Origin of the sequence: Halorientalis marina (assembly GCF_023028345.1) — an archaeon.
Taxonomy (GTDB): domain Archaea; phylum Halobacteriota; class Halobacteria; order Halobacteriales; family Haloarculaceae; genus Halorientalis; species Halorientalis marina.
In genome coordinates, this window is record NZ_CP095490.1 from 391,422 (window position 1) to 413,037 (window position 21,616).

The following is a 21,616-nucleotide window of genomic DNA, read 5'->3' on the forward strand; positions in this document are numbered from 1 at the left end:
AGTGGTAGTCGCCTATCATTTATATTGAAACAGGGCCACTTTTTGATACGGAAATGAGTTTGAATATTCCACTTCCAGCGGGTCTCGGGGATCACTCTTGGCTCGAAACTCTTGCTCAACGTGAGGAGATCGATCAAACGATTCCCCTCTATATTGAAACAGATGACGGGATCGAGGTCGTTGCTGTTTCGTTTCTCTGTGAAGACTATCTTCGGATGATTTACCGGGCACCTAGTGGGTGGCAATTGCTCACAGAATACGAGTTGTCTGAAGATCCGATTATTCACGTCGACGACCTCCTTGATGCCGTCGTTACATTTGTGGGTAAAGACGCGAGAGTCGCTCAAAAACTCGCTCAAGAACTCGGCGAGGCGATAGAGGAGCATTGGAAGATGGGATTTGTTCCGTATAGTCAATCAGGGAAGGGAGACAAATTCGAGGAACTCAGACAGGACTGCGATTGCTCAGGGATTGGCGACCCGTCAGTTGGACGTGTTCCGGGGATGTCTGAAATTGAGGAGTCAGCGGAATTCCGCTGTCGTGACTGTATGAGATTATACGGTATCGAGTATCAGGGCCGTAGATTGGATCTCGACGAGGTGTTCAGTGCTGAGTGGCTTTTCACCGATTCAACTCCGGATGACATCGTAGAAATCGGATCTGAAGATTCCTTTCTCGCATATTCTGATGGTCGCCCAATAGACAAGACGGAGCGAGTCATCGGCGCGATGACCAGCTATGGTGGTGACACGAGTTCATCATTCGCCCGATACATCCCTGAGAACCACCAAGGATTGCTCTATATTCGAGATGACGACGCAGCTGGTTACGTCACTTGGGAAGAACTCGATGGGATACAGGTTCTTCGACAGCTGTTTGTCCGGGATCGATACCGGCGCCGGGGAATTGCTAAGGAGTTGATTCAGGCCTGGTGTAAGGAGTACTGCGAGGATGGGATCTACTACATCGACGAACCGAATGACAAGAGTCGGTCTCTGTTTTCAAAACTGGGTCATATTGACGGCGACGGAGAGTACAAAGCGATCGAACTCTACCCAATTCGTGGCGTCGGGAACAGTCTCGACGCTAGCCAGACTCTCCCTCAATAGTTTATACACACTCTCGTCAACTTAATCAGCCAAATCTCGAATCCCCTCTACCACGCTCTTTCCTCGCCAACCCACGATCTGATCTGCGTGGTCTTCAACGAAATTAGGCATCTGCTTGTTTCCGTGTGGTGTAACGCCGAGAATTGGCTTCCCTTCGATTTCAGCTAAAATAGTTTCTTTCTTGATCCATTTACTGTGGGCGACGTACATACCACCGAGTATTATCACGACCGTGGCCGGCTTGATCTGGTCTTCTCGAAGTGCCTGTTCCAGCTCCTCTTCGGTGTCGGCATCTATTTCCTCCACCTTCGGGACTGAGTAGTTTCGGAAACTGAAATTCGGATAGTCGCGAAGCAGTTCCACCATCCGATTGTACTCGTCGCTGTATTCCCAAGAGTGCGAGATGAACAATCTATATTCGCTCCGACGATTGCTTGAGGATCTGCTGTTGAAACTCATTACTATGTGCGGATTGTTGACGGCTCACTCGTTTAGTACTATGGCCCACTCTGGTGCCGAATCTACAGTTGTCGATAGTTCAGTGGGAAGAACTTATACTATTTAAAAACAGAATGACCACACGGTCATGAGTCAAAACACCTCCTCCCCATTGAAAACCACCTGGGAGGCTGCATTCGACGATATTCGCGGCAGTCCGAATTCCGAATCAGCAGTGCGATTCGTTTTGAAGTCGGCCGTTAGTGGTCTGCCTACTGGATTCTACACCGATGACGAAGATCGTCTGCTGCCGACCTACAAGGGGCACGATCTCGGAACTGAATTCACAGTTCGAGAACTCGGACCTGTTTATACAGTCACGCAAACTGGGGATGGCAGCCTCCCAGAGCTCAGTTCCTCTCGATCGTCGCTGTTTGAACCGAAGGACCAACAGTCCGGTCTTGTCCCGACTGATAATTCTCTGAGCCGCAGTTCTGCAGACACGCAGAACCAGCAGGGTCTCTCGTCTGGACAAAAGCTCGCTGGCGGCGCTTTGCTCCTATATGCGGCCTACAAAGGGCTGGAAGCCTTGGCCTCCGCAGGTTCGTCTACTCAAGAGTCCTCTTCGTCTTCAGGCGGAAATACTGGCCAATCACTCCCTCGCTTAGCACGCGCCGCGAACCGACTTGACGACAAGCAGTACAACGTCTTTGTCTCCCATTCTTGGGAGTACGACGATCACTACGAACGTATTGTCGATTTCCTCGACGAGGTTCCGTCGCTCAAGTGGCAAAATCATAGCGTTCCCTCAACCGACCCATTACCGGTGGACACTGAGTCTGCTCTTCGTTCTGAACTACGAAATCAAATGAAGACCGCGTCGGTCGTGATCGTTAGCAGTGGGATGTACGGGGCCCACAGCAAATGGATCCCTGAAGAATTGGAACTCGCTGAAGAACTGGATAAGCCGGTCATCGCAATCATTCCAGAGGGACAATCGAAGATTCCGTCGAAGATACAGGAAATCGCAGACACTCAGGTCGGGTGGCGAAAAGCCTCTCTCGTCGACGCGCTCGCTGACCATGCCTGATTCAGCCGATGAAGCTGCGGTCACTCCCAAGGAGGAGGGGACTGACCCTGACGAGAAGGACACGCCTGAAACAGAACCCGAACATTCTGAGGAGGTCACTGGGGGGGATCCTGATGAATCATCTGAGGAAGGCGATGTCACTGCTGGTCCCTTAGCCGATCTGAGCGAAGATGAAAAAGACCGGGTGATGGAGCAGTACATTCACTACGGAGAGGTGGCAATTGAGACAGCCAATCAGCGGGTCCAAATGAACCGCTTTTTTGGTCTGATTTTGACCTCGATACTCGCCGGCCTCTTTGCGCTTGCCCGTGGCGACCTCACCACCACTAATGCTGTAATTGTCCTCTTTGCATCAGGATTCGGCAGTCTGATCTGCTACTTCTGGTATCAGAGTCTTCAATCGTACCGTCGCCTGAACAAAGCTCGATACGCCATCTTGAACGAGATCGAGTCGGTCCTGCCAGTTCGTATGTATCTCGATGAATGGCGATATCTGAAACGTGAGAAACCCGACCCAGAGATAGTTGATCCTCGTCCAGCAGAGGATGCCGACCACCGGTCGCATACGATTGTGGAACAATGGTTCGTTCGTCTACTGGCCGCCGGATACGTCTCTGTAGGGGGGTACGCGGGCGGGTTCATTCTCACATCTCTTGTCCAAGAATCCGTTCCCTCATTGCCAGCTCCATCGATAATTGGCTTTGGTGTTGGTGGGATTTTCTTGGTTGGACTAGCCACCCTCTTTTGGACACAAACCCGCTGAAAACGCTATGAGACGCTTCAATACTGGAGACTCGGTTCGGATTGACATCCCGGACGAGACGGATCCAGATCATAACCGACTCCACGGGCGTCGGGGAACAGTTGTTGAGGTTATTTCAGACGATGCAGGTGCTGTAACTGGGGATGAACGAGAGGGGTATCTCTTCCGCGTTAACTTGGAGGATGGGGAGACTGTCGACGTCCGATGGCGCGATCTTCGCCCCGATTAATTGATTTTCAGGTAATCGTCCACCCAGTCGTGAAACCTGACTCGGAATAGTCTAAGTAAAGACTATATTATGTCGGTCAGTTAGCCCAAGCATCGCGCATGACTCGCAAATCAATCGCCCGGAATTCGGGTAACTCTGGGCGAGTCAATATCTCTGGCTCGGAGCTCGAAGAGCTTCAAGCCGAGATCGGCGACGATGTCGACGTCGACGTTGCTGATACTAAAGACGTCGCTCACGCGCTCATCGACAGTAAGGACGCAGATCGGTTCCTCATCGTTACACCACGATAATTCATGCAAACGGCACTCACCTACCGGACGAATCGCGACCTATTCTCGAACTACTACCTCGACGAGCATCTCCCCGAGACTGAGGCATGGGATGAAATCGGCGACGACGAACTCCGCGAGGCGAAAGCGGACATAATGGAGCTGTGGGATCGCGAGAGCGGGACTGCACCCAAACGCAACGAGTCCCAGCTCGAAGAAAAGTTCATTCGGCCGATGTTCCGGAAGCTGGGTATTCCCTTCGAGGTCGAAGAGAGTACCAGCCGGACCCAGCGACGCCCTGACTACGGTTTTTTTGAGTCCGAGGACGCCGCCCGTGGCGCGTTCGAGCGCCGTGAGGAAGGTGGCGATTTCTACAAGGACGCCGTCGCCGTCGCGGACGCCAAGCGCTGGGGTCGTCCACTCGACACCCGTGGGAGCGGAGAACACGAGCGGGACTTCGAGAACCCGAGCTACCAGATTCACGTCTATCTGCAGGAGACTCCGGCGCGATGGGCCGTGCTTACTGATGGGAAGAAATGGCGGCTCTACTACGGCCCGACGAGCCACCGCCTAGACTCCTACTACGAGATCGACCTGCCGACCGTCCTCGAAAAGGGCGATCTTGAGGATTTCAAATACTTCTACCTCTTCTTCAGGCATGGCGCGTTCCTCGAGGATTCCACCGGCGAGTGCTTCCTGGACGAAGTCTACGACGAGTCTAACGTCTTCGCCCAGGAGTTGGGGGCCGACCTCCAGGACAACATCTACGAGGCGATCAAGGTCCTCTCGGAAGGGTTCATGCAGTACCCGGACAACGACCTCTCCGAAGAGGATCTTGACCTCATTCACGACAGTTCTCTCATCTACCTTTATCGGCTGATCTTCGTCCTCTACGCAGAGAGTGAGGGTCGTGACCTGCTCGATACGAACAACGAGATCTACGAGGAGTCGTACAGTCTGAATACGCTCAAGCAGAACGTCGCTGAAGAACTTGACAGCCCGAATCCGAAGTATCGCGACTGGCAAGACAACCTCTGGGACCGACTGGACGAGCTGTTCAAACTCATCGACCAGGGCAGTCAGTCGCGCGGTATCCCTGAGGAGGACCTTTACATCCCAGCGTACAACGGCGGACTGTTCAGAACTGACCCGGACGAGGACGACAGCGTCGAAGCCCGGTTCCTCGCGACCCACCAGGTCGGGGACGCCTACCTCGCTCAAGTGATCGAACTGCTCACCCGGAGTCAGAACGGCAACGGCGGCGGGAAGATCTTCGTCGACTACTCATCGCTGGACGTCCGCCACCTCGGGAGCATATACGAAGGGCTTCTTGAGTACCAGCTTGACGTCGCCGACGAACCGCTCGCGCTGGAAGACGGTGAGTACGTCCCCGCCGGCGAGGGTGTCGAAGTGATCGTCGAGGAGGGCGAAGTCCACCTCACGACTGGCTCTGGTGAACGGAAAGCCACAGGGTCCTACTACACGCCGGAGTACGTCGTTGAGTACATCGTCGAGGAGACTCTCGGCCCGCTTGTCGACGATATCCGAGGCAGTCTTGTGGGCCAGAGTGCGTTCGACGGGGGTGGCTTTGCTGAGGAGTTCGCTGAGGGAGTGTTCGACCTGAAAATCCTCGATCCCGCGATGGGGAGTGGCCACTTCCTGACGAGTGCCATCGACTATCTCGCCCGCGAGATCATCGACGCCCAAGAGCGCCAGGCCGCCCAGCAGGGTATCGAAACCGTCGACGAGGGTCACGATATCAACTGGGCCCGCCGGCAGGTTGCCCAGCGCTGTATCTACGGCGTCGACTTGAACCCACTCGCTGTCGAGCTCGCCAAGGTCTCGCTCTGGCTCCGGACGCTCGCGGCTGAACAGCCGCTCGCATTCCTGGACCACCACCTAAAAACGGGGAACTCGCTGGTCGGCAGTGACATCGAGGAAATCGAGGAACTGGAATCTGATGCTGGCGGTGGCGGGCAGAACGCGACGCTCGCGGACTTCGGTGTGGCTCGAAAGGGGACCATCGAGCAGCTAATGCGGATCTATCAGGACTTCATCGCCATTGAGAACCAGGACCTCGCCGATGTCAAGGAGATGGAGGCTAAGTACGATGAGTTCGAGCAGAACAAGCTTCGACAGCGGCTTGAGGCGATGACAAATGTTCACACTGCAGAGGACTTTGGGTTGGATAATCTCCCGTCTGACGCGTATAAGCAGATGGCTGCTGCCCTTGAAGACGATGAGGAGTGGAGTGAAATCCAAGAGATGCAGTGGTTTAAAGACGCGCAAAAATGGGCGGATACTGATGAGTACTTTCACTGGAAATTGGAATTCCCAGAAGTTTATTACACAAGCGACGGTCAAGATATAGACTCTCCTGGGTTTGATGCAGTCATCGGTAATCCACCGTATGTACGTCAAGAGTTGATTACCAGCTTTAAAGACTATCTCCAGAAGGAGTTCTCTGTGTATCATGGTCGAGCGGATATTTACGCATATTTCGTGGAACAGGCAACCGAACTGGTCCGTGAACAGGGTCGTCTCTCATACATACTATCACATAAATTCACAAAGGTGAAATCTGGGAAGGGCCTTAGAAAATTAATCGGCGATCACCAAATTGAGGAATTTATTGATTTTCAGGATCTTCCAGTCTTCGGTCCGGAGGTTAGTGCCTACCCTGCGATTATGATTCTCTCAAATGACTCCCCAACACAGCCGTTCAAATATGCGCAAATAGATGATTTAGAATTCACCTCTTTACCAGATAGAGTTGAAGAAGTCCGAAAAGAAGTGGATCAATCATACTTCTCTGACGAGGAGTGGACCTTCCTTGGGCAAAGAGAAAGGGAGTTAAAAGAGAGAGTTTCGAAAATCGGGGAGCCAGTTGATGAGGCAATTGGGGATCCTCTTGTTGGAGTGAAATCTGGACTCAATGATGTTCTGATTATTGATGAGGACAAGATAATCGAACTTTTCGGAGGCACAGAAGATACAGAGCTCTTCCGACCCATTATCTTCGGAAAAGAAATCAAGCGATTCAGACCTCCAAAGCCGAACAGCTATATTATGTACCCCTATGTCCGGACAGAAGATGGGGTCAAAGTAGCAGATATAGATAATTATGACGTGACGGCGAATTATCTTGAACAATATAAAGAGGATCTCGTTGATCGGGCTATTATCGAGGACAAATATCCGAAAGGGGAGATGGAGTGGTACGAACTACAGCAAGTGAACAAAAATGTTGAACCTTCCAAGGAAAAAATCGTCTATCCTGATATATCTAGAAGGGCTCATTATACAATTGATTCTAGTGGCAGTGTCGTAACCACAACTGGGTTCATACTCCAATCCTCTGATCGATACTATCTGGGATTACTCAATTCTGCCCTGTTGGAATGGATCCTTGCTGTAGAATGTGCGAAAGCCCGCGGGGGATACCTTCGGCCCAAGGCTCAATACGTGGGAAGTCTGCCAATCAAGGATATTCGCCCGGACGAAAGGATATACGAGTCTAATGGGACGAGTGATGCCGAAATAGCTGGACAGATAGAGGAACTTGTACAGGAGCTACTGGATTTAAAAGATGAACTTGGGAATCTCAATCTTGATCTCCTCGATTATATTGGTGGATATGACGACGGTGACACGTTGGGTGATATCTACTTCCCAGCAGAAGGGGTTTCAGATTCAATTCTAACGGACACCACTGATGAGCGGGACAGTCTAAGAATAGGGAGCGTTGAATTACGAGAACGTGATGACAGCCTCACGCTTTTAGCTTCAGCTCGGTACAAACCTGAGGACCCGGATGATTTTGAAACCGATCAGTGGGGGTACACCGAGACTGATCTGATTCCTGCGATGAGGTTCACAAATTTATCTGACACGGCTCGGGCTTTGCTTAGCGAATTTATTCCCATAGCAGTGGATGAAGCTGGAGGTTTCGCAGATTTCAGAGAAACGGCAACATCAACGAACTCCTTGGTAGATCGGTTGGTGTCTCTGACGCTTCCGGATGTCAATAGTTGTAGAAACGGGCTGGAGCGATTTATTGACGTGAAGGCGAGGTCTGAGGAGATCCAAGAGAGAATCCAAGAAGCAGAAGGCCAGATTGACGATCTCGTTTATACGCTCTATGATATATCTGAAGAGGAGAGAATTCTCATCGAAGATGCACTATCTGACCTGATTGAGGAATGACTGAATTTGAGGTCGGCGACCACGTCAAGTTCGCTGGCGGGCGTGGAGAAATCACGAAAATAGAGGAACGGCCCAACGGCGGGCACCTCCTCCACGTCTACACCTCGGAGGGGCAGCTCCGCAAACTCCCCAGCGGCCTCCCTCACATCGAGAAACTCGATTCGCTTGTCGACCGGCTCGCAGCCGGCCAATCCGACGCCCCGCTCCATTACGATCTTCGGGAGCGGGCGATCCGACTCGATCTCGCCTACAAGTACGACCGATTCCTCTCGCTGACCAGCAACCGCATCGAGATCGAACCCTATCAAGTCCAAGCCGCCTACGAGATTCTCAATTCCTACGACCACCGCTACCTCATCGGCGACGAGGTCGGCCTCGGGAAGACCATCGAAGCCGGGATCGTCATCGAAGAGCTCATCGCCCGCGACCGCGCCGACCGGGTACTCATCGTTGCGCCGGCGCCGCTGACCGTCCAGTGGCAGGAGGAAATGCGCGAGAAGTTCGACCGCAACTTCGTCATTTACGACCGCGAGACGGTCCGTACACATCGGAAGTCCCACCCCAACCAGAACGTCTGGAAACAGGAGGACCTCATCATCACCTCCATCGACTTCGCGAAGCAGACCACCGACGACCCCGAGTCGGACCGCGTCTCCGTCCTCGATGCCCTCCAGAATCTCGACGAGGAGTGGGACGTCGCGGTCTTCGACGAGGCCCATCACCTTACGGCCAGACGGTCGAGCGATGACTCCATCGAGCGGACACAGCGATACCAAGTTGGTGAGGCCGTCGCCGATAACTCCGATGCGCTGCTGTTGCTCACCGGGACCCCGCATAAGGGGAAATCAGACCAATTCTACTTCCTCCTGAGCCTGCTCGATCCGTATCGCTTCAGCCACGAGTCGCAGATCAGTCCCGAGGCGCTTGAGGACCTGATGATCCGCCGGCTGAAGGACGATATGTACGAGACCGACGGGACCCGAATGTTCCCCGAGAAGAACATCGAGGCACTCCCGGTCGAGATGACTCGCGAGGAGCGGAAGCTGTACGACGACGTCACCGAGTACATCCGCGAGTACTACAACCTCGCCCAGCAGGAGGAGAACCAGGCGGCGGGGTTCACGATGGTCATCTACCAGAAGCGGCTGGTCTCGAGTATCTACGCGATCCGGAAGTCCCTCGAAAACCGGATGCGGGCGATTCAGAACGACGCCGTCGCAGAAGACCTCCCTGACGAGGTTCAGGACCTCATTCCGCGGTATAGTACCGAACCCGAGACGCTCACCGACGCAGAACGCGCTCGGGTCGAGGAGGCGCTTGAGACGGTCACGATTACGCTCAATCAGTCGCAAGTCCAGCAGGAGCTGGACCGCGTGAAACAGCTCTGGCAGCAGGCCAAGAACATCGAGACGGACTCGAAAGCCCGATTGCTCCGGCAGTTCGTCGACCGCATTCTCTCAGAGGACCCCGACGAGAAAATCCTGATCTTCACCGAATACACGGACACGCTGGAGTATCTACGTGACGAGGTCTTCGCTGACCATGATGTCGCCCAGGTGTACGGCGACCTCGAGCAGTCCCGTCGACGGGAAGAGATGAGCAAATTCGAGGAGGAGGCCAACCTGATGCTCGCGACCGACGCCGCCCAGGAAGGGCTCAACCTCCAGTTCGCCCACATCATGGTGAACTACGACCTCCCGTGGAATCCCATCAGGATCGACCAGCGGATGGGGCGGCTCCACCGCTACGGCCAGGAGCACACGGTCGAGATTCGGAATCTCTTCTTTGCCGATACCCGCGAGAGCGAGATCCTCAACCTGCTCATCGAGAAGACGAACCAGATCGAGTCGGACCTCGGGATGCGCTCAGATGTCCTCGGTCGCGTCCTCGAGGATGTCGACTTGGACGAGACTATAATGGCGGCTATCGCTGAAGGGGAGCCGACTGAACGTGTCGTCGCCGATATCGAGGCGACCATCGAGGAGAAACGCGAAGCGATTCAGACCGTCGAAAACGAGTTCCTGATTCGCGACCGCTTCGACCTCTCCGGCGAAGACGATGAGATTCTCGACGTGATCGAACGCAGTCAACACGGCGAGGTGTCCGAGGACGATATCGAGACGCTCGTGCGAGTGTTCTTCGACGAATTCGGTGGCTCTATCAAGGGCGTTCGACCGGGGCCGGCCAGGATGGAAGGGGACGTGTTCCAGTTGGATGTCCCTGAGGTCCTGAGTGGAAATCAGGTAGCACGACAGTACCCACGGGCCACGTTCACCAAGGATATCGCGATGGAGGAGGATGATGTCGAGTTCATCTCGCTTGACCATCCTCTCGTCGAGTCGCTCATCGAATTCTGCTTGGACAGCGACCGGATCCAGGGTGAAATTGCGACGAAGGTCGCTGCGACGGCGTCTCGACCGCCTGGAATCCTGTTCAATTACCGACTTGGCTACGTCTCCGGTGCCGGCGACGTGGTGACTGAGAAGTTCGTTCGCCTCTACGCTCGCCCGGATGGCAGTGTAACGACGGATGTTCCTCAACTCTCGAAGACGGTCGCTCCCAGTGACGTCTCGTTGTCGCACGAGGTTGATCGGCTCTCGAGTATGGCTGAGGACCTCTACGAGGCCGCAGAGATGGAGGCGTGGACGCACGTTGAGTCGTTTGCTGAAGAGGCCCGAACCGAACGAGAACGGGAGATCGAAATCAAACGTGAGCACGCTGAGCGATACTTCGAAGAGCAAATCGAAGAGTGGGAGGAGCGGTTAGAGCAGTACCAACAGCGGGCTGAGCAGGGTGCGGATATGTCCGCGCCGATTGGGAACGCGAAGCAGAAGCTCGAGAGTCTACGACGAGAACGTGAAGAGGAGCTATCCAGGCTTGAGGAAGAGAAGCACGTTACTCCCCAAGAACCGGAATTAGTAACAGCGGCGTACGTCGTCTCTCCTACAGAGGCAAAGGACGAATGATATCTATTGCGAACGCTGTCGGGTCGGGAGATTTGGGTGTGGAACTCGACGTCGCCGAGGTCGAGTCCGATTTGGATCTGCCATACACCGAATACGACCCTTCGAACTACCATGGTCTCTATCTTCGGCTTGTTGAGGGTGGTCCGCTCATCACGGTTTATCGGAGTGGGAAATACATCATCAGTGGGTGCTCTACGTTCGAACAGTTGTACGAAACGAACGACGCGTTCCTCACAACACTGTCCGAGTTGGACATCGTAGATGCAGAGACTGAAACCGGATTCACGGTACAGAACGTTGTCTGTACGGCACAGCTGGACGACCCGGTCGATCTGAATACACTCTCTATCGCGTTGGGCTTGGAATCCGTGGAATATGAGCCAGAACAGTTCCCCGGTCTCATCTATCGGCCCGCTGACCACCCGGCCGTTCTCTTGGTTTTTGCCAACGGGAAAATAGTCATCACAGGGGCTTCTGACGTGGACACTGCCGAGGATGCGTTCAAGCATCTTCAGAAACAGGTGACGACCTACCTCGAACAGTAACATCTCTGCATTCTATGCGAAAACACGTCTCTCGCGGTTCGTAAAACGACGCTTCTGAACACCTGCTTGTCGAACTGGTTGTCGGAGGTGGTAGTAGTCGATAGAATTCTCTCCAAGCCCGTCAGGTGTGATCGTCTTCAAAGCGCCCCTCATCCAAATATGACCTCAGACCCAGCGGATATTCTCGATGACCTGGCTGACCAGGTCGCCGAGGAATTCGAGGCGTACAGACAGCCGGACGAATTCAAAGACGTATCGCTTGTCATCGACAATAACGATCCAGACCGGCCAACGCTGATCGTTCATGTCGAGAGAGAGGACGCTGATACGCTGGCCGATGAAATCGAGAACTTCCTGCAAGAACGGGGTGCTCGAACTCAGCGCGAACGACACTCGGACACAGATGTCCGAGTGCTAGCGACCGTCGGCTGAGTTCTCAGTCCTCTCTGCTTTATTTTGGTCCCTCTCGGTAAGCCACTCCTAAGCTGTCAGTCTCGCCAAGAGTGAAGTGAGACCGATATCTTGGTAGGGAGTGTTCGATGGATTCAACGCTTCTCACCGGTCCGAAACACGCCCGATTGGAACGACGGGCATTTCAGCGGGCTGATGACATCGCCACCGATTCGCTGGGGAGTATCCTCTACATAACGCGGAACGACGCTCGCCGGGGTATGGTCGAGGATCGCTGGGCCGCGTCCCACGCACCCCTCCGTCTTCGTGCCGAGACGCTCGATGCGGTCGTTCGGGAGTGGTATGAGGAGCTCCACGGTCCGGTTCAACCCCTCTCCGGGCAGCTGAACCGCCGGCTGGCGGAGTATGCGCTTGACCGAACGACAGCCGAAACAGATGGCGCTCTCGCCGGCGAACCCGCCTCGGCCGCTCTCGCGGATTCGTTCAGCAGCCGTTTCTCACTCTTCGACGACGCCGGCGTCGGGACCCCCGACGCATTGGCAGCGGAGTTCGAGGGCTCCGCTCTCGATGACCGTATCGCGACAGCCACTGTCGATGCGTACCGACACTACCGGAATCTCCACGCTGACTACGTCGACGAGTGGGTCTGTACCCGGGGAGAAATGTTCGACGCAGTCGCGACGACAGAGAAGTCACTCTCAACACTCTCCCCGGAACTGGATGTCGTCGTCCTCTCCGGGTATCACGAATTCCGCCCCGTCGAACGCCGCTTCATCGAACGCCTCGTCGACGAACTTCCGATGATTGCACTGCTACCGCTTCACCAGGATGGTCGGAGCGGAGTCGACGCTGTTGCGGAAGATGCCCTGGAGGTCTACGAAGCGCTTGACTTTGAAATAATGGAACCCGAGCCGATCGACCAGTCGGGGCAGACCTTCGGAACGATCACTGAGTCACTCTACCGCCCGGACCCGGATACTGCCCCTGTTCCAGACGGCCTCCGGTGGCGGGAACTCCCGACACCCGAGCGCGAGATTCGCTTCGTCGCTCGCGAGCTCCGAACCGAATTGGCCGGTGGGCGCGATCCCGACGACCTTGCTGTCGTTGTCCCGGGGACGGAGGCCTATTCGGGGTACGTTGAGGACACGTTCGATACGTTCGACATTCCGCACGTCACGACAGCCGCATCACAGCTGAACCGGACGTTCACCGGAAGCGTCGTTCACGATCTGCTGAATCTGGCCGAACCAGATCCGCGGGCCGAGGACCTTACGTCTTTGTTAGCGAATCCGCTGGTCGACATCGTTGACACCGACCAGGCCAACGCCGTCACGGCAGCTGCTCGCCGGCGCGACACCGTTTCTGTGTCGCCCCTGCTCGACGACGTCGACGGCGAGGTCGCGTCACTGGTCGAAGAGCTGCTGGCCGCGCTGGAGACCCTCCGAACGGGCGACATCGAGGACGCAACCGAGACCCTCCAACGGCTGATGGACGACCGCTTCGACCTAGAGGCGGCGACAGAGGACTACGCCAGCGGCGCCGAGCAAGCCGTCGAACAGCAGGCCTACGACCTCGTGGACGAGGTCTTGTCCTCGTTCGAGTCTCTGGCGGCGGTCAATAGTGACCTCTCTCCGCTGGCACTGTTCACCCGTGCGTTCGACGGCGTGCCGATCCGGGTTCCGCAGCGCGCTGCTGGCGGCTACGTCGAAGTGATGGGGTTGCTCGACGCCCGGATGCGGTCGTTCGAAAAGGTGTTCCTCGTGGGCCTGACCAGTGAGCACTTCCCGGTGACGCCGGAGCGACCGGCCTTCTTCGAGGAGATGACCGACGCTCACCCACGGTTCGACACCGGCGACGAGCGCCTCCGTGGCCGCTATCTCTTCGCGACGCTCCTCGCGAACGTTGACGAGCTCACGATCACCACACCGGAGACAGGCGACGACGAATCCGCCGTCGTCCGGTCACCGGTCCTCGACGAACTCCAGCGCGTGACTGGCATCGACCCCGAAGACGGCGTCGACGACCGCGTGGGCTCCCGCGAAGACCTCCAGCGGCGCGTCGCTGCAACGGACGACCGGCGTGGGGCAGTCAGCCGCGCCGGCGACCGAGGTGACCTCTCCCCCGAGCAGACCAAGCGCACTGATCGAGGACTCCACTGTGCGGACAACAGGGGAACGGCTGGCCTCTCCGAACACGATGGCGTATTAGAACCCGAGACAGTCGATGAGGTATACCCTCCGTCGGAGCGGGAACCCTACAGCGCGAGTCGAATCGAGCGATACGTCGAGTGTGGGTTCAAGTTCTATGCCGACAAGGTACTCGGAATCGAAGACCCCGACGACGTCGAAGTTGTCCCCACACCCCTCGAAACCGGGTCGTACGTCCACGATGTCCTCGAACGGTTCTTCGCGGATCTCCAGGACGAGACTGAGGATGGTGTCAATCTCGCTGAGTTCGACCGGGACGACCTAGCGACGCACCTTCGCGAGATCGCTGTCGAGGAACTCCGGGATGCTGACTTCGAGTACGACGGCCTATTTTACGAACGGTGGAAAGCGGAGTTGTTCGCGGGTCTTGGCGACGATGAGACTGCCCCGTATGAGGCCGGGAGCAAGCCCCACGACGCACCGGAACAAGGATTGTTCGCCACGTTCCTCGACAACGAACTCTCGCGGGACGGCGCTGGCCGCCCACACCTGTTCGAAGCCCCGTTCGGCGAGGGACTTCCCGACTCGGATGCTGGGCCGTTCACAGTTGAGCGACCGGACGGGTCGACCGTCTCGATTCGCGGGTACATCGACCGCGTTGACGTGACCCGGGACGGTGAGCAACCGACGCTCACGCTGTACGACTACAAGACTGGTCGAGCACCGTATATGACGAAGACGACCGGCGGCACGAAGTTCCAGCTCCCCATCTATCTACTCGCTGCCGCCGAGGTTGTCGATGGTGACCTATTCGAGCAGGGCTCGCTCTCAGCGACGTACTACCAGGTGCGACCACCCAACGATCTCAAGGTTCCACGCGGTGTCGAATCGAAGTTCGATTCAGAGGTCGACCTTCGTCGCTTCTTGAACAACGTCGTTCCGGAGTGGCTGGGCCAGATTGACGAGGCGATTGGCAACGGACGGTTCCACACGACGCTCCTGTCGGCCCGTGGTGCGAACTGCCGATACTGTGACTATCGACGTGCGTGCGATGTCCGCCACCACCGCAAGCGGGAGTTCGTCGACGAGGTTCACGAGGACGACGCTGCGTACGTTCCGCTCCGTGTTCGCGACGACGAGGATATCGAGGCGGTGATGAGCGATGACTGAGGAATCCGAGGAGATTCAGCTCACGGAGGAACAGGAGGACGCGCTCGTCCAAGGCCGGAACGTCGCGATCACTGCCGGTGCTGGGACGGGGAAGACGACAACGCTCACCGAGCGGTACGTGACGATCCTGGCCGAAAACCCGTCGCTCACGCCGGAGAACATCGTCACGATCACCTTCACGCGAAAGGCGGCTGCCGAACTAACCGAGCGCGTTCGGGAGGAGGTGTACGATCGGCTCGAGGCTGTTGACTCACCAGAGGCCTACCACCGCTGGCGAAACGTTCTCGACGACCTGGAAGACGGCTACGTCCACACCATTCACGCGTTCTGTACGCGGCTCTTGCGAGAACGGGCCGTCGAGGCTCCGGTCCCGCTCGGCTTCGACGTGCTCGACGAAGACGGCGCCGCGACACTCCAACGCGAAGTCGTGACGGAGTTCCTCGAACGCAACCAGGACGATGACGACGTGGAGGTCCTTGCTCAGCTTTGGAGTCGTGACCAGCTGGTCGATGTACTCACTGGACTACTCGATGAGCGCCCACAGAGCGAGTCCGTCCTCAAGGAGTGGCGTGACGCCGAGGTCGACGACTACGTCGATATCTGTTGGGAGGTCGTTTGTGATCTCGACGTCGTCGACGCCCGACAGACGCTATATGCGGACGGACTCCTTGAGCGGCTACGCACAGTCGCGGGCCGCGTCGACCGCGAGGGCGCTATCGGCGACGAGGACGGTTTTCGGGCCTACCGGACCTTCACCGAGGTCGCGGCGACACTCTCGGACGACCCTGAGGAAAGCGATCCCCGCGACTGTCAGCGGGCAATTCTCGAGCTGTACGAGGCCTGTGAGAAGAAGAACGGCGGTTTGTACAGCAGTTCGGGGTACGTCGTCGGTGACCGGGACGATTGGGGTGAGTACGGTGACGTCTATGACGACCTGAAGGACGCCATCGACACGGTTATCGATGCCGTCGAACCGCACGCGGATGCGGTCGAGACCACACCCGGTGAGCTCGAAGCGAACAGCACTCACTACGCGCTGGCTCTGATGCGGGTCTTCGACGATGTCCTCGTAACCTACACCGACGAGAAGGCCCGCCGGGATACACTCGACTTTCCCGACGTGATCGAGACGACGCTCAAGTTCTTGCGAGCTAACGATGCGGTCACGGAGCGGCTTCAAGACCAGTTTGCGGCCGTGATGGTCGACGAGTTCCAAGACACGGACCCGCGCCAGTGGGAGCTGGTCAGGCTCCTCACGGGCGTCGACGAGCAGACGGCGTCGAACGTCTTCCTGGTCGGCGACGAGAAACAGAGTATCTACGGATTCCGTGGGGCCGACGTGACGACGTTCGGGGCGGCGAGAGCGGAACTCCAGACTGTCAACGAAGCCCGTGGGGTCGACGACGTCCCTGACAGCGAGGCCGAGAGTCCGACCGCGCTCGAACTCTCTGGGAACTTCCGGACGCTGGACGAGCCGCTGTCGTTCCTGAATGAGCTCTTCGAGTACCTGTTCCAACCGGAGGGGGACACCCACAAACCCTACGAAGCGCCACCACAGACGCTGACCACACAGCGCGATCGAGTCGAAGACATCGAGGGACTCACCGGCAGCGTCGAGTATCTCGCTGTGCCCGACGACGCCGACACGGCGGCGGAACTCTTCGGCGGTGACCATCCGGTAGCTGAAGGTGCGCTCGACCACACCATCGAGGCCGAGGCGCAAGCGCTCGCTGCTCGACTGACCAACCTGTTCGACGATCCACCGACAGTCCAAGACCCCGACACGGGTGTTCATCGCGACGCTACGCCGGACGACACGGCAATCCTCCTCCGCCGGCGAACCCATCTGGATCGGTATCAGCGGGCCCTTGAGGAGTACGACATTCCCTATACTGTCGTCGGTGGCGTCGGATTCTACGATACGCCCGAGGTCCAGGCGCTGACGAACCTACTTCGGGTACTTGGTGATCCGCAGGACGACATCTCTCTCTATGGGGTGCTTCGGTCCCCGCTGTTTGGCTTCACCGATGACCGCCTCGCACCGGCAGTTGCCGAGGCTGATTCAGTGTGGGATGCACTCGCCGAGACGGACGATCCACAGCTCGCGGATGCTTTCGACCTCCTCACGACATGGCGGACCCTTAGTGGCTGCGCGACGCCGTCTGAAGGTGGCGTCCTCCCGTGGAACCGTCTGTTGTCCCGAGTGATCGACGACACGGGGTATCTGGCGAGCGTGAGTGCTGACGAACGCGGTCACCAGGCCGTCGCGAACGTCGAGAAGTTCCGCGACCAGGTCCGTACTTGGAGCGAGAACGGTGTTCACACAGCTGCTGGGTTGCTCCACCGGATCGACCGCCAAGCAGAGATCGACCCCCGAGAAGGGGAGGCTGACATCCCCGGCGATGTGGAGGGCGTCCGGATAATGACGATTCACGCCGCGAAGGGACTCGAGTTCCCAATCGTCACTGTCCCCGATCTCGGAAGTGACCTCAATTTCGGGCGGTCCGTCGATGACCACGGCTATGTCCGCCTCGTCGAGGGGACAACTGATGCCCCACCAATTCCTGCAGTGGGTGGTCCTCACCCCAACGATGCGTTCTCAATCGAGAAGACTGCAGTCCACGAATATGCCGATCGCCGCTTGCTCCCGCAAGAGCGTGCGGAATCCAAACGACTACTCTACGTGGCCTGTACCCGAACTCGGGACCACCTGCTGCTGTGTGGAACACACGACATCGATATCGATGAGTCTGGCCATATCGAACTCGGTGAGCCAGATGATTTCGACGACGCCAGTCGTTGGCGGGATTGGCTCCAGCCCATTCTGTTTGACGACCATGAGCTAGTCGCTGAGGCTTTCCACGATGGAGCTACAGACGCTCGAATTGGTGATGCCCCATACACCATTCAGGCGCCACCTCGGCCGGTTGAATGGCAATCTGAGGCTCCGACTGAAGAGTTAGACCCTGCGATTACTGTCCCTTCCCCGCCGGAACGTCAGGCTGCCGTTCGCGTTGCCGCGACGACCCTCGTCAGTGCTGTTGCGGATGCCTCCGAAGACGGACACAGCTACACGTCGGGGGATGGGACAGTCGGATTGAGTCCCACCACCTTTGGAACTGTTGTCCATCGGCTCAATGAGCTCCGTCCCCCACGAGAAGAGTGGCCCTCGTTTATTCGTCAATTGAGTCGTATGGGGAGCGAGGAACCGACGGATGACGATCTCCAAGCGGCCGTGAGCCATGCCCAGGATGCGATCCGGTTCGTCGATGAAACTGAGGCGGACCTCCCACTCGAAGCGACCTATGACGAGTACTCAGTTGTCGCTCGTCTTGATGACTCCCGCATAGTGGGTGATATTGACCGTCTTCTGGTCACTCCTGATGCGTATCATATCATCGACTACAAGACGAACGATCTTTCGTCGACGACGACTGATACCCTCGCTGACCACTATCGGCCGCAAATGCTTGCCTACGCTCTCGCGCTCTTCCAGCACGATCCCGCCCGGCAGGTTCGTGCTTCACTCCGGTTTACCGATGTTGGGGTGGAAGAACGGTTTGAGTGGCAACGGAGTGAACTGACTGATATCGAATCTGAACTTCGCTCTATGTTGGAGCTCGTCTCCTGAGCCACATTTACTGATTCTATCCTAACTATTCTGGAGTAGTAAACTATTCTGGAATAGCGTGTAGCTTTGGAATAGAATACTATTCGGACTATTCACCACAGAGTTAAGTTGAGAGGGGTTGATACTGCTGAATAGTATGAGTGGCTCAGATAGCAAGAATAGCATAGATAGAACGAATAGCCCAAATAGCCCATATGATTCGGTACAGACCGATGGGAACTCTCGGGCTGTTTCGGTGTGTATGCTGAAGGGAGGCGTCGGCAAATCGACGATTGCGGTCAACCTCGCCCGACAACTGGCCGCACACGAACACGATGTCCTCCTCATCGATCTTGACCCGAACGGCCACGCGTCCGTGGGGCTGGGGTTTGACGACCAGTACCACAACACCGAGGAAACCATCGGCGACGTCTTCTTCAACGATGCTGACCCGACTTCAGTTGTCTACGATACCAGCTATGAGTTCGATATCCTCCCGTCCAGCGAGGACTTAGAACAGGTCGAGCGGGAGATCGTCGTCGGCGACGTATTCCAACCCTCTGCGCTGCTCAAACGGGAAGTCGTCGACCCACTCCTTGGGGACACGTACGATTATATCGTCACAGATTCGCCGGCGTACCGATCCCGACTCACGGACAACGCGCTCGTCGCGACGGCGAACTTGGTGCTTCCGCTCGCCCCGGGGAACGAGGCGATGGCCGGCTTGGAGCGAACCATCGAGCGACAGATCTCACCGCTTCGGCAGCATATGGACGTCGACGTTCTGTCACTGGTTCCGAACATGTTGAGCGGCCGTATCGACCAGCAGACTCAAGATCGACAGCTCCTCGAACGTCTCAACTCGCACGATAACCTTCAGGACCGCATCCCGAATTTCGCGAGAATCACGGACTGGGAGGCTGTCGACGCCGGCGATCTCAAACCCTCACCGGGCATCCGGGACCGAACCAGCATCACGAAGGCCTATGGCGAGCGCAAACCCCTGCTGGACTACGACCCTGACTGTGACCAGTTGCAGTGTTTCGACGAGTTGGCGCACATCGTCGAGGCAGGTGAGGTGGTCCGCCATGTCTGACGACGATCCGTTTGCCGACCTCGGGGAGACACTCGAAGATGAACCGGACGACGAACCTCAGGATACGGATGACGCGTCTGAATCGGGAGGCGACGAGGAGACGCCCTCTCAGGAACCCGTCGAACGACAAAACCCGATGACCGATTCAGCGTTCAGCTATGAGGCCGCTAAACAGCGGCCTTTCTACGCCCGGGAGGCTACGATCGAGGACTTCGATTCCTGGCTGAAGTATGAACTGGAACGCGAGCTCAACCAGCAGGGCTACCAGAACATCGTCGTTCGGGAAATGACTGATGCTCTTCTCCGAACCGTCGTGGAGGAAGATCTCGTAGACGAAGTGGCCGAACGATTCGAACAAGCTCGCGAATCTGCTTCTTCAGAATCGACTGAATAGCGTACTATTCCAAAATAGAAAGATATTCTACAATACCCCAACAGCAACCTCAGAATAGTCTGATTCCGCCTCTATACGGTGAACTCAGTTGAGACCGCCGGCTCACAATAGTTGAGACTGGCCATCTCAATGCATACGCCCGATCTTGCTTCGCCACGGGGAGAGGCTCCGAACCGGGGTCTCCGCTTTCGATTCACAGCACAAATTTCGGTGACCGTTCACTCGGAGCGGCGGGGCGGTGCCTGCCCGGTCACGTGGTCGGGCCGGACGACGTGGACGACACGCTGTTGACCGCTCGGTCCGGGATAGCGTGGCTCGCCCGTGTATCGTTCGGCGAGGCGGTCGAGGTGCTCGCGGGCTCCGTCGGTCCGACGCTCGATGACTTCACCCCGGACGCTGAGGTAGCGGTAGGGATTCTCCGGGTCGACGACGGCCAGTGCCACACGCGGGTCGTGCTGGACGTTCCGGTCCTTGCGGTTGTCCAGAACAGTGTTGACCAGCACGTGGTCGTTCTCCCGATCCACCCAGGTCGGCGTGACGTGTGGGGCGCCGTCCGGGAGCAGCGTCGAGACGAACGCGAACGACCGCGACTCGAAGAGGTCGCTGTACTCCTCTGGAATCGATACCTCCTCGGTCACGAGTCTTCCTCCGTGCCATCAGGCTCCGTGCGCGTGGCGCTGGGTGACCACTCGTACAGACGGGTGAACACTGGTTTCAACGCCTCCGCTTGGTCGGTCGCGGTGTACTCGACGCGCGGCGGAATCTCCGCGTAGGCCTGGCGGTCAAGCAAGTCCGCCTCGACGAGGTCGGCGAGTCGACGGGTCAGGCTGTTCTGGGGTATCGACAGCGCCTGCTCGAGGTCGTTATAGCGCCAGGGCCCTGGGTCACGCGCGAAGACGTAGAGGAGCTCGAGGGTGTGACGTCTGGCCAGCAGGTCCAATAATGCGGCGACGGCTTGGTCGGCGGCGGCGTCCGGTGGTTGGGGAACCGACCGCTCGCGTTCGGACGATTTCGCCTGCGGTCTCGCATCGTCACGGTTCGGTTGGTGCGTCGTCGTCATCACGAAGAAGACGCTACCGAGACACATAATCTCACGCTCCCAGCCGTGGTCGCTCCCCACGTCCCCGAGGGTTACACCCATCGATGGGTGTTACATCCTGGCATTGCGGCGAC

At 57.1% G+C, this 21,616-nt stretch carries 16 protein-coding genes; 13 read left to right on the plus strand and 3 right to left on the minus strand.

Translation table 11 applies throughout. The features are described 5' to 3' along the window. The first annotated feature begins 53 nt into the window (after positions 1-53). Positions 54-1,109 (plus strand): GNAT family N-acetyltransferase, encoded by a 1,056-nt coding sequence (locus MUG96_RS23325; RefSeq protein ID WP_246989593.1) that lies wholly within the window; start codon positions 54-56, stop codon positions 1,107-1,109. A gap of 21 nt (positions 1,110-1,130) precedes the next feature. Here MUG96_RS23325 and MUG96_RS23330 read toward each other — a convergent pair whose 3' ends face one another. Then, positions 1,131-1,568, minus strand: coding sequence for a TIR domain-containing protein (locus MUG96_RS23330; protein WP_256465457.1), 438 nt, complete (start codon positions 1,566-1,568; stop codon positions 1,131-1,133). 127 nt (positions 1,569-1,695) lie between these two features. On the opposite strand from MUG96_RS23330, the gene MUG96_RS23335 reads away from it, so the two are divergent. The 12 genes from MUG96_RS23335 (at position 1,696) to MUG96_RS23390 (ending at position 20,443) form a co-directional block, all read left to right on the plus strand. Then, entirely contained in the window at positions 1,696-2,637 is a 942-nt protein-coding gene (locus tag MUG96_RS23335) for a TIR domain-containing protein (protein ID WP_246989510.1), read from the plus strand. Beyond that, a complete protein-coding gene (locus MUG96_RS23340; RefSeq protein WP_246989511.1) occupies positions 2,630-3,400 on the plus strand; it encodes a RipA family octameric membrane protein in 771 nt (256 codons plus the stop codon). The genes MUG96_RS23335 and MUG96_RS23340 overlap by 8 nt, the downstream gene beginning before the upstream one ends. Positions 3,401-3,407: 7 nt before the next feature. Beyond that, positions 3,408-3,629, plus strand: a complete 222-nt coding sequence (locus MUG96_RS23345) for a DUF8139 family protein (RefSeq protein ID WP_246989512.1) — start codon at positions 3,408-3,410, stop codon at positions 3,627-3,629. Between the two features lie 98 nt (positions 3,630-3,727). Beyond that, the gene (locus tag MUG96_RS23350) at positions 3,728-3,919 is read left to right on the plus strand and encodes a hypothetical protein (protein WP_246989513.1); all 192 of its coding nucleotides are present in this window, start codon (positions 3,728-3,730) and stop codon (positions 3,917-3,919) included. A gap of 3 nt (positions 3,920-3,922) precedes the next feature. Then, the gene (locus MUG96_RS23355) at positions 3,923-8,104 is read left to right on the plus strand and encodes an Eco57I restriction-modification methylase domain-containing protein (protein ID WP_246989514.1); all 4,182 of its coding nucleotides are present in this window, start codon (positions 3,923-3,925) and stop codon (positions 8,102-8,104) included. Further along, the gene (locus tag MUG96_RS23360) at positions 8,101-11,070 is read left to right on the plus strand and encodes a DEAD/DEAH box helicase (protein WP_246989515.1); all 2,970 of its coding nucleotides are present in this window, start codon (positions 8,101-8,103) and stop codon (positions 11,068-11,070) included. The genes MUG96_RS23355 and MUG96_RS23360 overlap by 4 nt, the downstream gene beginning before the upstream one ends. Then, positions 11,067-11,615 carry a TATA-box-binding protein gene (locus MUG96_RS23365; RefSeq protein WP_049908458.1) on the plus strand — a complete coding sequence of 183 codons (549 nt, stop codon included), beginning with the start codon at positions 11,067-11,069 and terminating at the stop codon, positions 11,613-11,615. The genes MUG96_RS23360 and MUG96_RS23365 overlap by 4 nt, the downstream gene beginning before the upstream one ends. Before the next feature lie 159 nt (positions 11,616-11,774). Continuing rightward, on the plus strand, positions 11,775-12,047 hold the full coding sequence (locus MUG96_RS24375; RefSeq protein WP_082226617.1) for a hypothetical protein: 273 nt from the start codon (positions 11,775-11,777) through the stop codon (positions 12,045-12,047). 239 nt (positions 12,048-12,286) lie between these two features. Beyond that, entirely contained in the window at positions 12,287-15,343 is a 3,057-nt protein-coding gene (locus MUG96_RS23375) for a PD-(D/E)XK nuclease family protein (RefSeq protein ID WP_246989516.1), read from the plus strand. After that, positions 15,336-18,974: a UvrD-helicase domain-containing protein gene (locus tag MUG96_RS23380; RefSeq protein ID WP_246989517.1), complete on the plus strand. Its 3,639-nt coding sequence runs from the start codon at positions 15,336-15,338 to the stop codon at positions 18,972-18,974. Before MUG96_RS23375 ends, MUG96_RS23380 begins: the two co-directional genes overlap by 8 nt. 136 nt (positions 18,975-19,110) lie before the next feature. Further along, the gene (locus MUG96_RS23385; protein ID WP_256465459.1) at positions 19,111-20,049 is read left to right on the plus strand and encodes a ParA family protein; all 939 of its coding nucleotides are present in this window, start codon (positions 19,111-19,113) and stop codon (positions 20,047-20,049) included. Continuing rightward, on the plus strand, positions 20,042-20,443 hold the full coding sequence (locus MUG96_RS23390; protein WP_007344000.1) for a DUF7970 domain-containing protein: 402 nt from the start codon (positions 20,042-20,044) through the stop codon (positions 20,441-20,443). Before MUG96_RS23385 ends, MUG96_RS23390 begins: the two co-directional genes overlap by 8 nt. Positions 20,444-20,661: 218 nt before the next feature. On the opposite strand, the gene MUG96_RS23395 is transcribed toward MUG96_RS23390, so the two are convergent. Both MUG96_RS23395 and MUG96_RS23400 read right to left on the minus strand, forming a co-directional pair. Continuing rightward, on the minus strand, positions 20,662-21,081 hold the full coding sequence (locus tag MUG96_RS23395; RefSeq protein WP_246989518.1) for a PPOX class F420-dependent oxidoreductase: 420 nt from the start codon (positions 21,079-21,081) through the stop codon (positions 20,662-20,664). Then, a complete protein-coding gene (locus tag MUG96_RS23400) occupies positions 21,078-21,584 on the minus strand; it encodes a winged helix-turn-helix transcriptional regulator (protein WP_246989519.1) in 507 nt (168 codons plus the stop codon). The genes MUG96_RS23395 and MUG96_RS23400 overlap by 4 nt, the downstream gene beginning before the upstream one ends. Between the last annotated feature and the right edge of the window lie 32 nt (positions 21,585-21,616).

Bases quoted from the DNA above. Each gene is read 5' to 3' on its own strand.
- MUG96_RS23325 (WP_246989593.1), top strand. From the start codon at position 54: ATGAGTTTGAATATTCCACTTCCAGCGGGTCTCGGGGATCACTCTTGG.
- MUG96_RS23330 (WP_256465457.1), bottom strand. From the start codon at position 1,568: ATGAGTTTCAACAGCAGATCCTCAAGCAATCGTCGGAGCGAATATAGA.
- MUG96_RS23335 (WP_246989510.1), top strand. From the start codon at position 1,696: ATGAGTCAAAACACCTCCTCCCCATTGAAAACCACCTGGGAGGCTGCA.
- MUG96_RS23340 (WP_246989511.1), top strand. From the start codon at position 2,630: ATGCCTGATTCAGCCGATGAAGCTGCGGTCACTCCCAAGGAGGAGGGG.
- MUG96_RS23345 (WP_246989512.1), top strand. From the start codon at position 3,408: ATGAGACGCTTCAATACTGGAGACTCGGTTCGGATTGACATCCCGGAC.
- MUG96_RS23350 (WP_246989513.1), top strand. From the start codon at position 3,728: ATGACTCGCAAATCAATCGCCCGGAATTCGGGTAACTCTGGGCGAGTC.
- MUG96_RS23355 (WP_246989514.1), top strand. From the start codon at position 3,923: ATGCAAACGGCACTCACCTACCGGACGAATCGCGACCTATTCTCGAAC.
- MUG96_RS23360 (WP_246989515.1), top strand. From the start codon at position 8,101: ATGACTGAATTTGAGGTCGGCGACCACGTCAAGTTCGCTGGCGGGCGT.
- MUG96_RS23365 (WP_049908458.1), top strand. From the start codon at position 11,067: ATGATATCTATTGCGAACGCTGTCGGGTCGGGAGATTTGGGTGTGGAA.
- MUG96_RS24375 (WP_082226617.1), top strand. From the start codon at position 11,775: ATGACCTCAGACCCAGCGGATATTCTCGATGACCTGGCTGACCAGGTC.
- MUG96_RS23375 (WP_246989516.1), top strand. From the start codon at position 12,287: ATGGTCGAGGATCGCTGGGCCGCGTCCCACGCACCCCTCCGTCTTCGT.
- MUG96_RS23380 (WP_246989517.1), top strand. From the start codon at position 15,336: ATGACTGAGGAATCCGAGGAGATTCAGCTCACGGAGGAACAGGAGGAC.
- MUG96_RS23385 (WP_256465459.1), top strand. From the start codon at position 19,111: ATGAGTGGCTCAGATAGCAAGAATAGCATAGATAGAACGAATAGCCCA.
- MUG96_RS23390 (WP_007344000.1), top strand. From the start codon at position 20,042: ATGTCTGACGACGATCCGTTTGCCGACCTCGGGGAGACACTCGAAGAT.
- MUG96_RS23400 (WP_246989519.1), bottom strand. From the start codon at position 21,584: ATGGGTGTAACCCTCGGGGACGTGGGGAGCGACCACGGCTGGGAGCGT.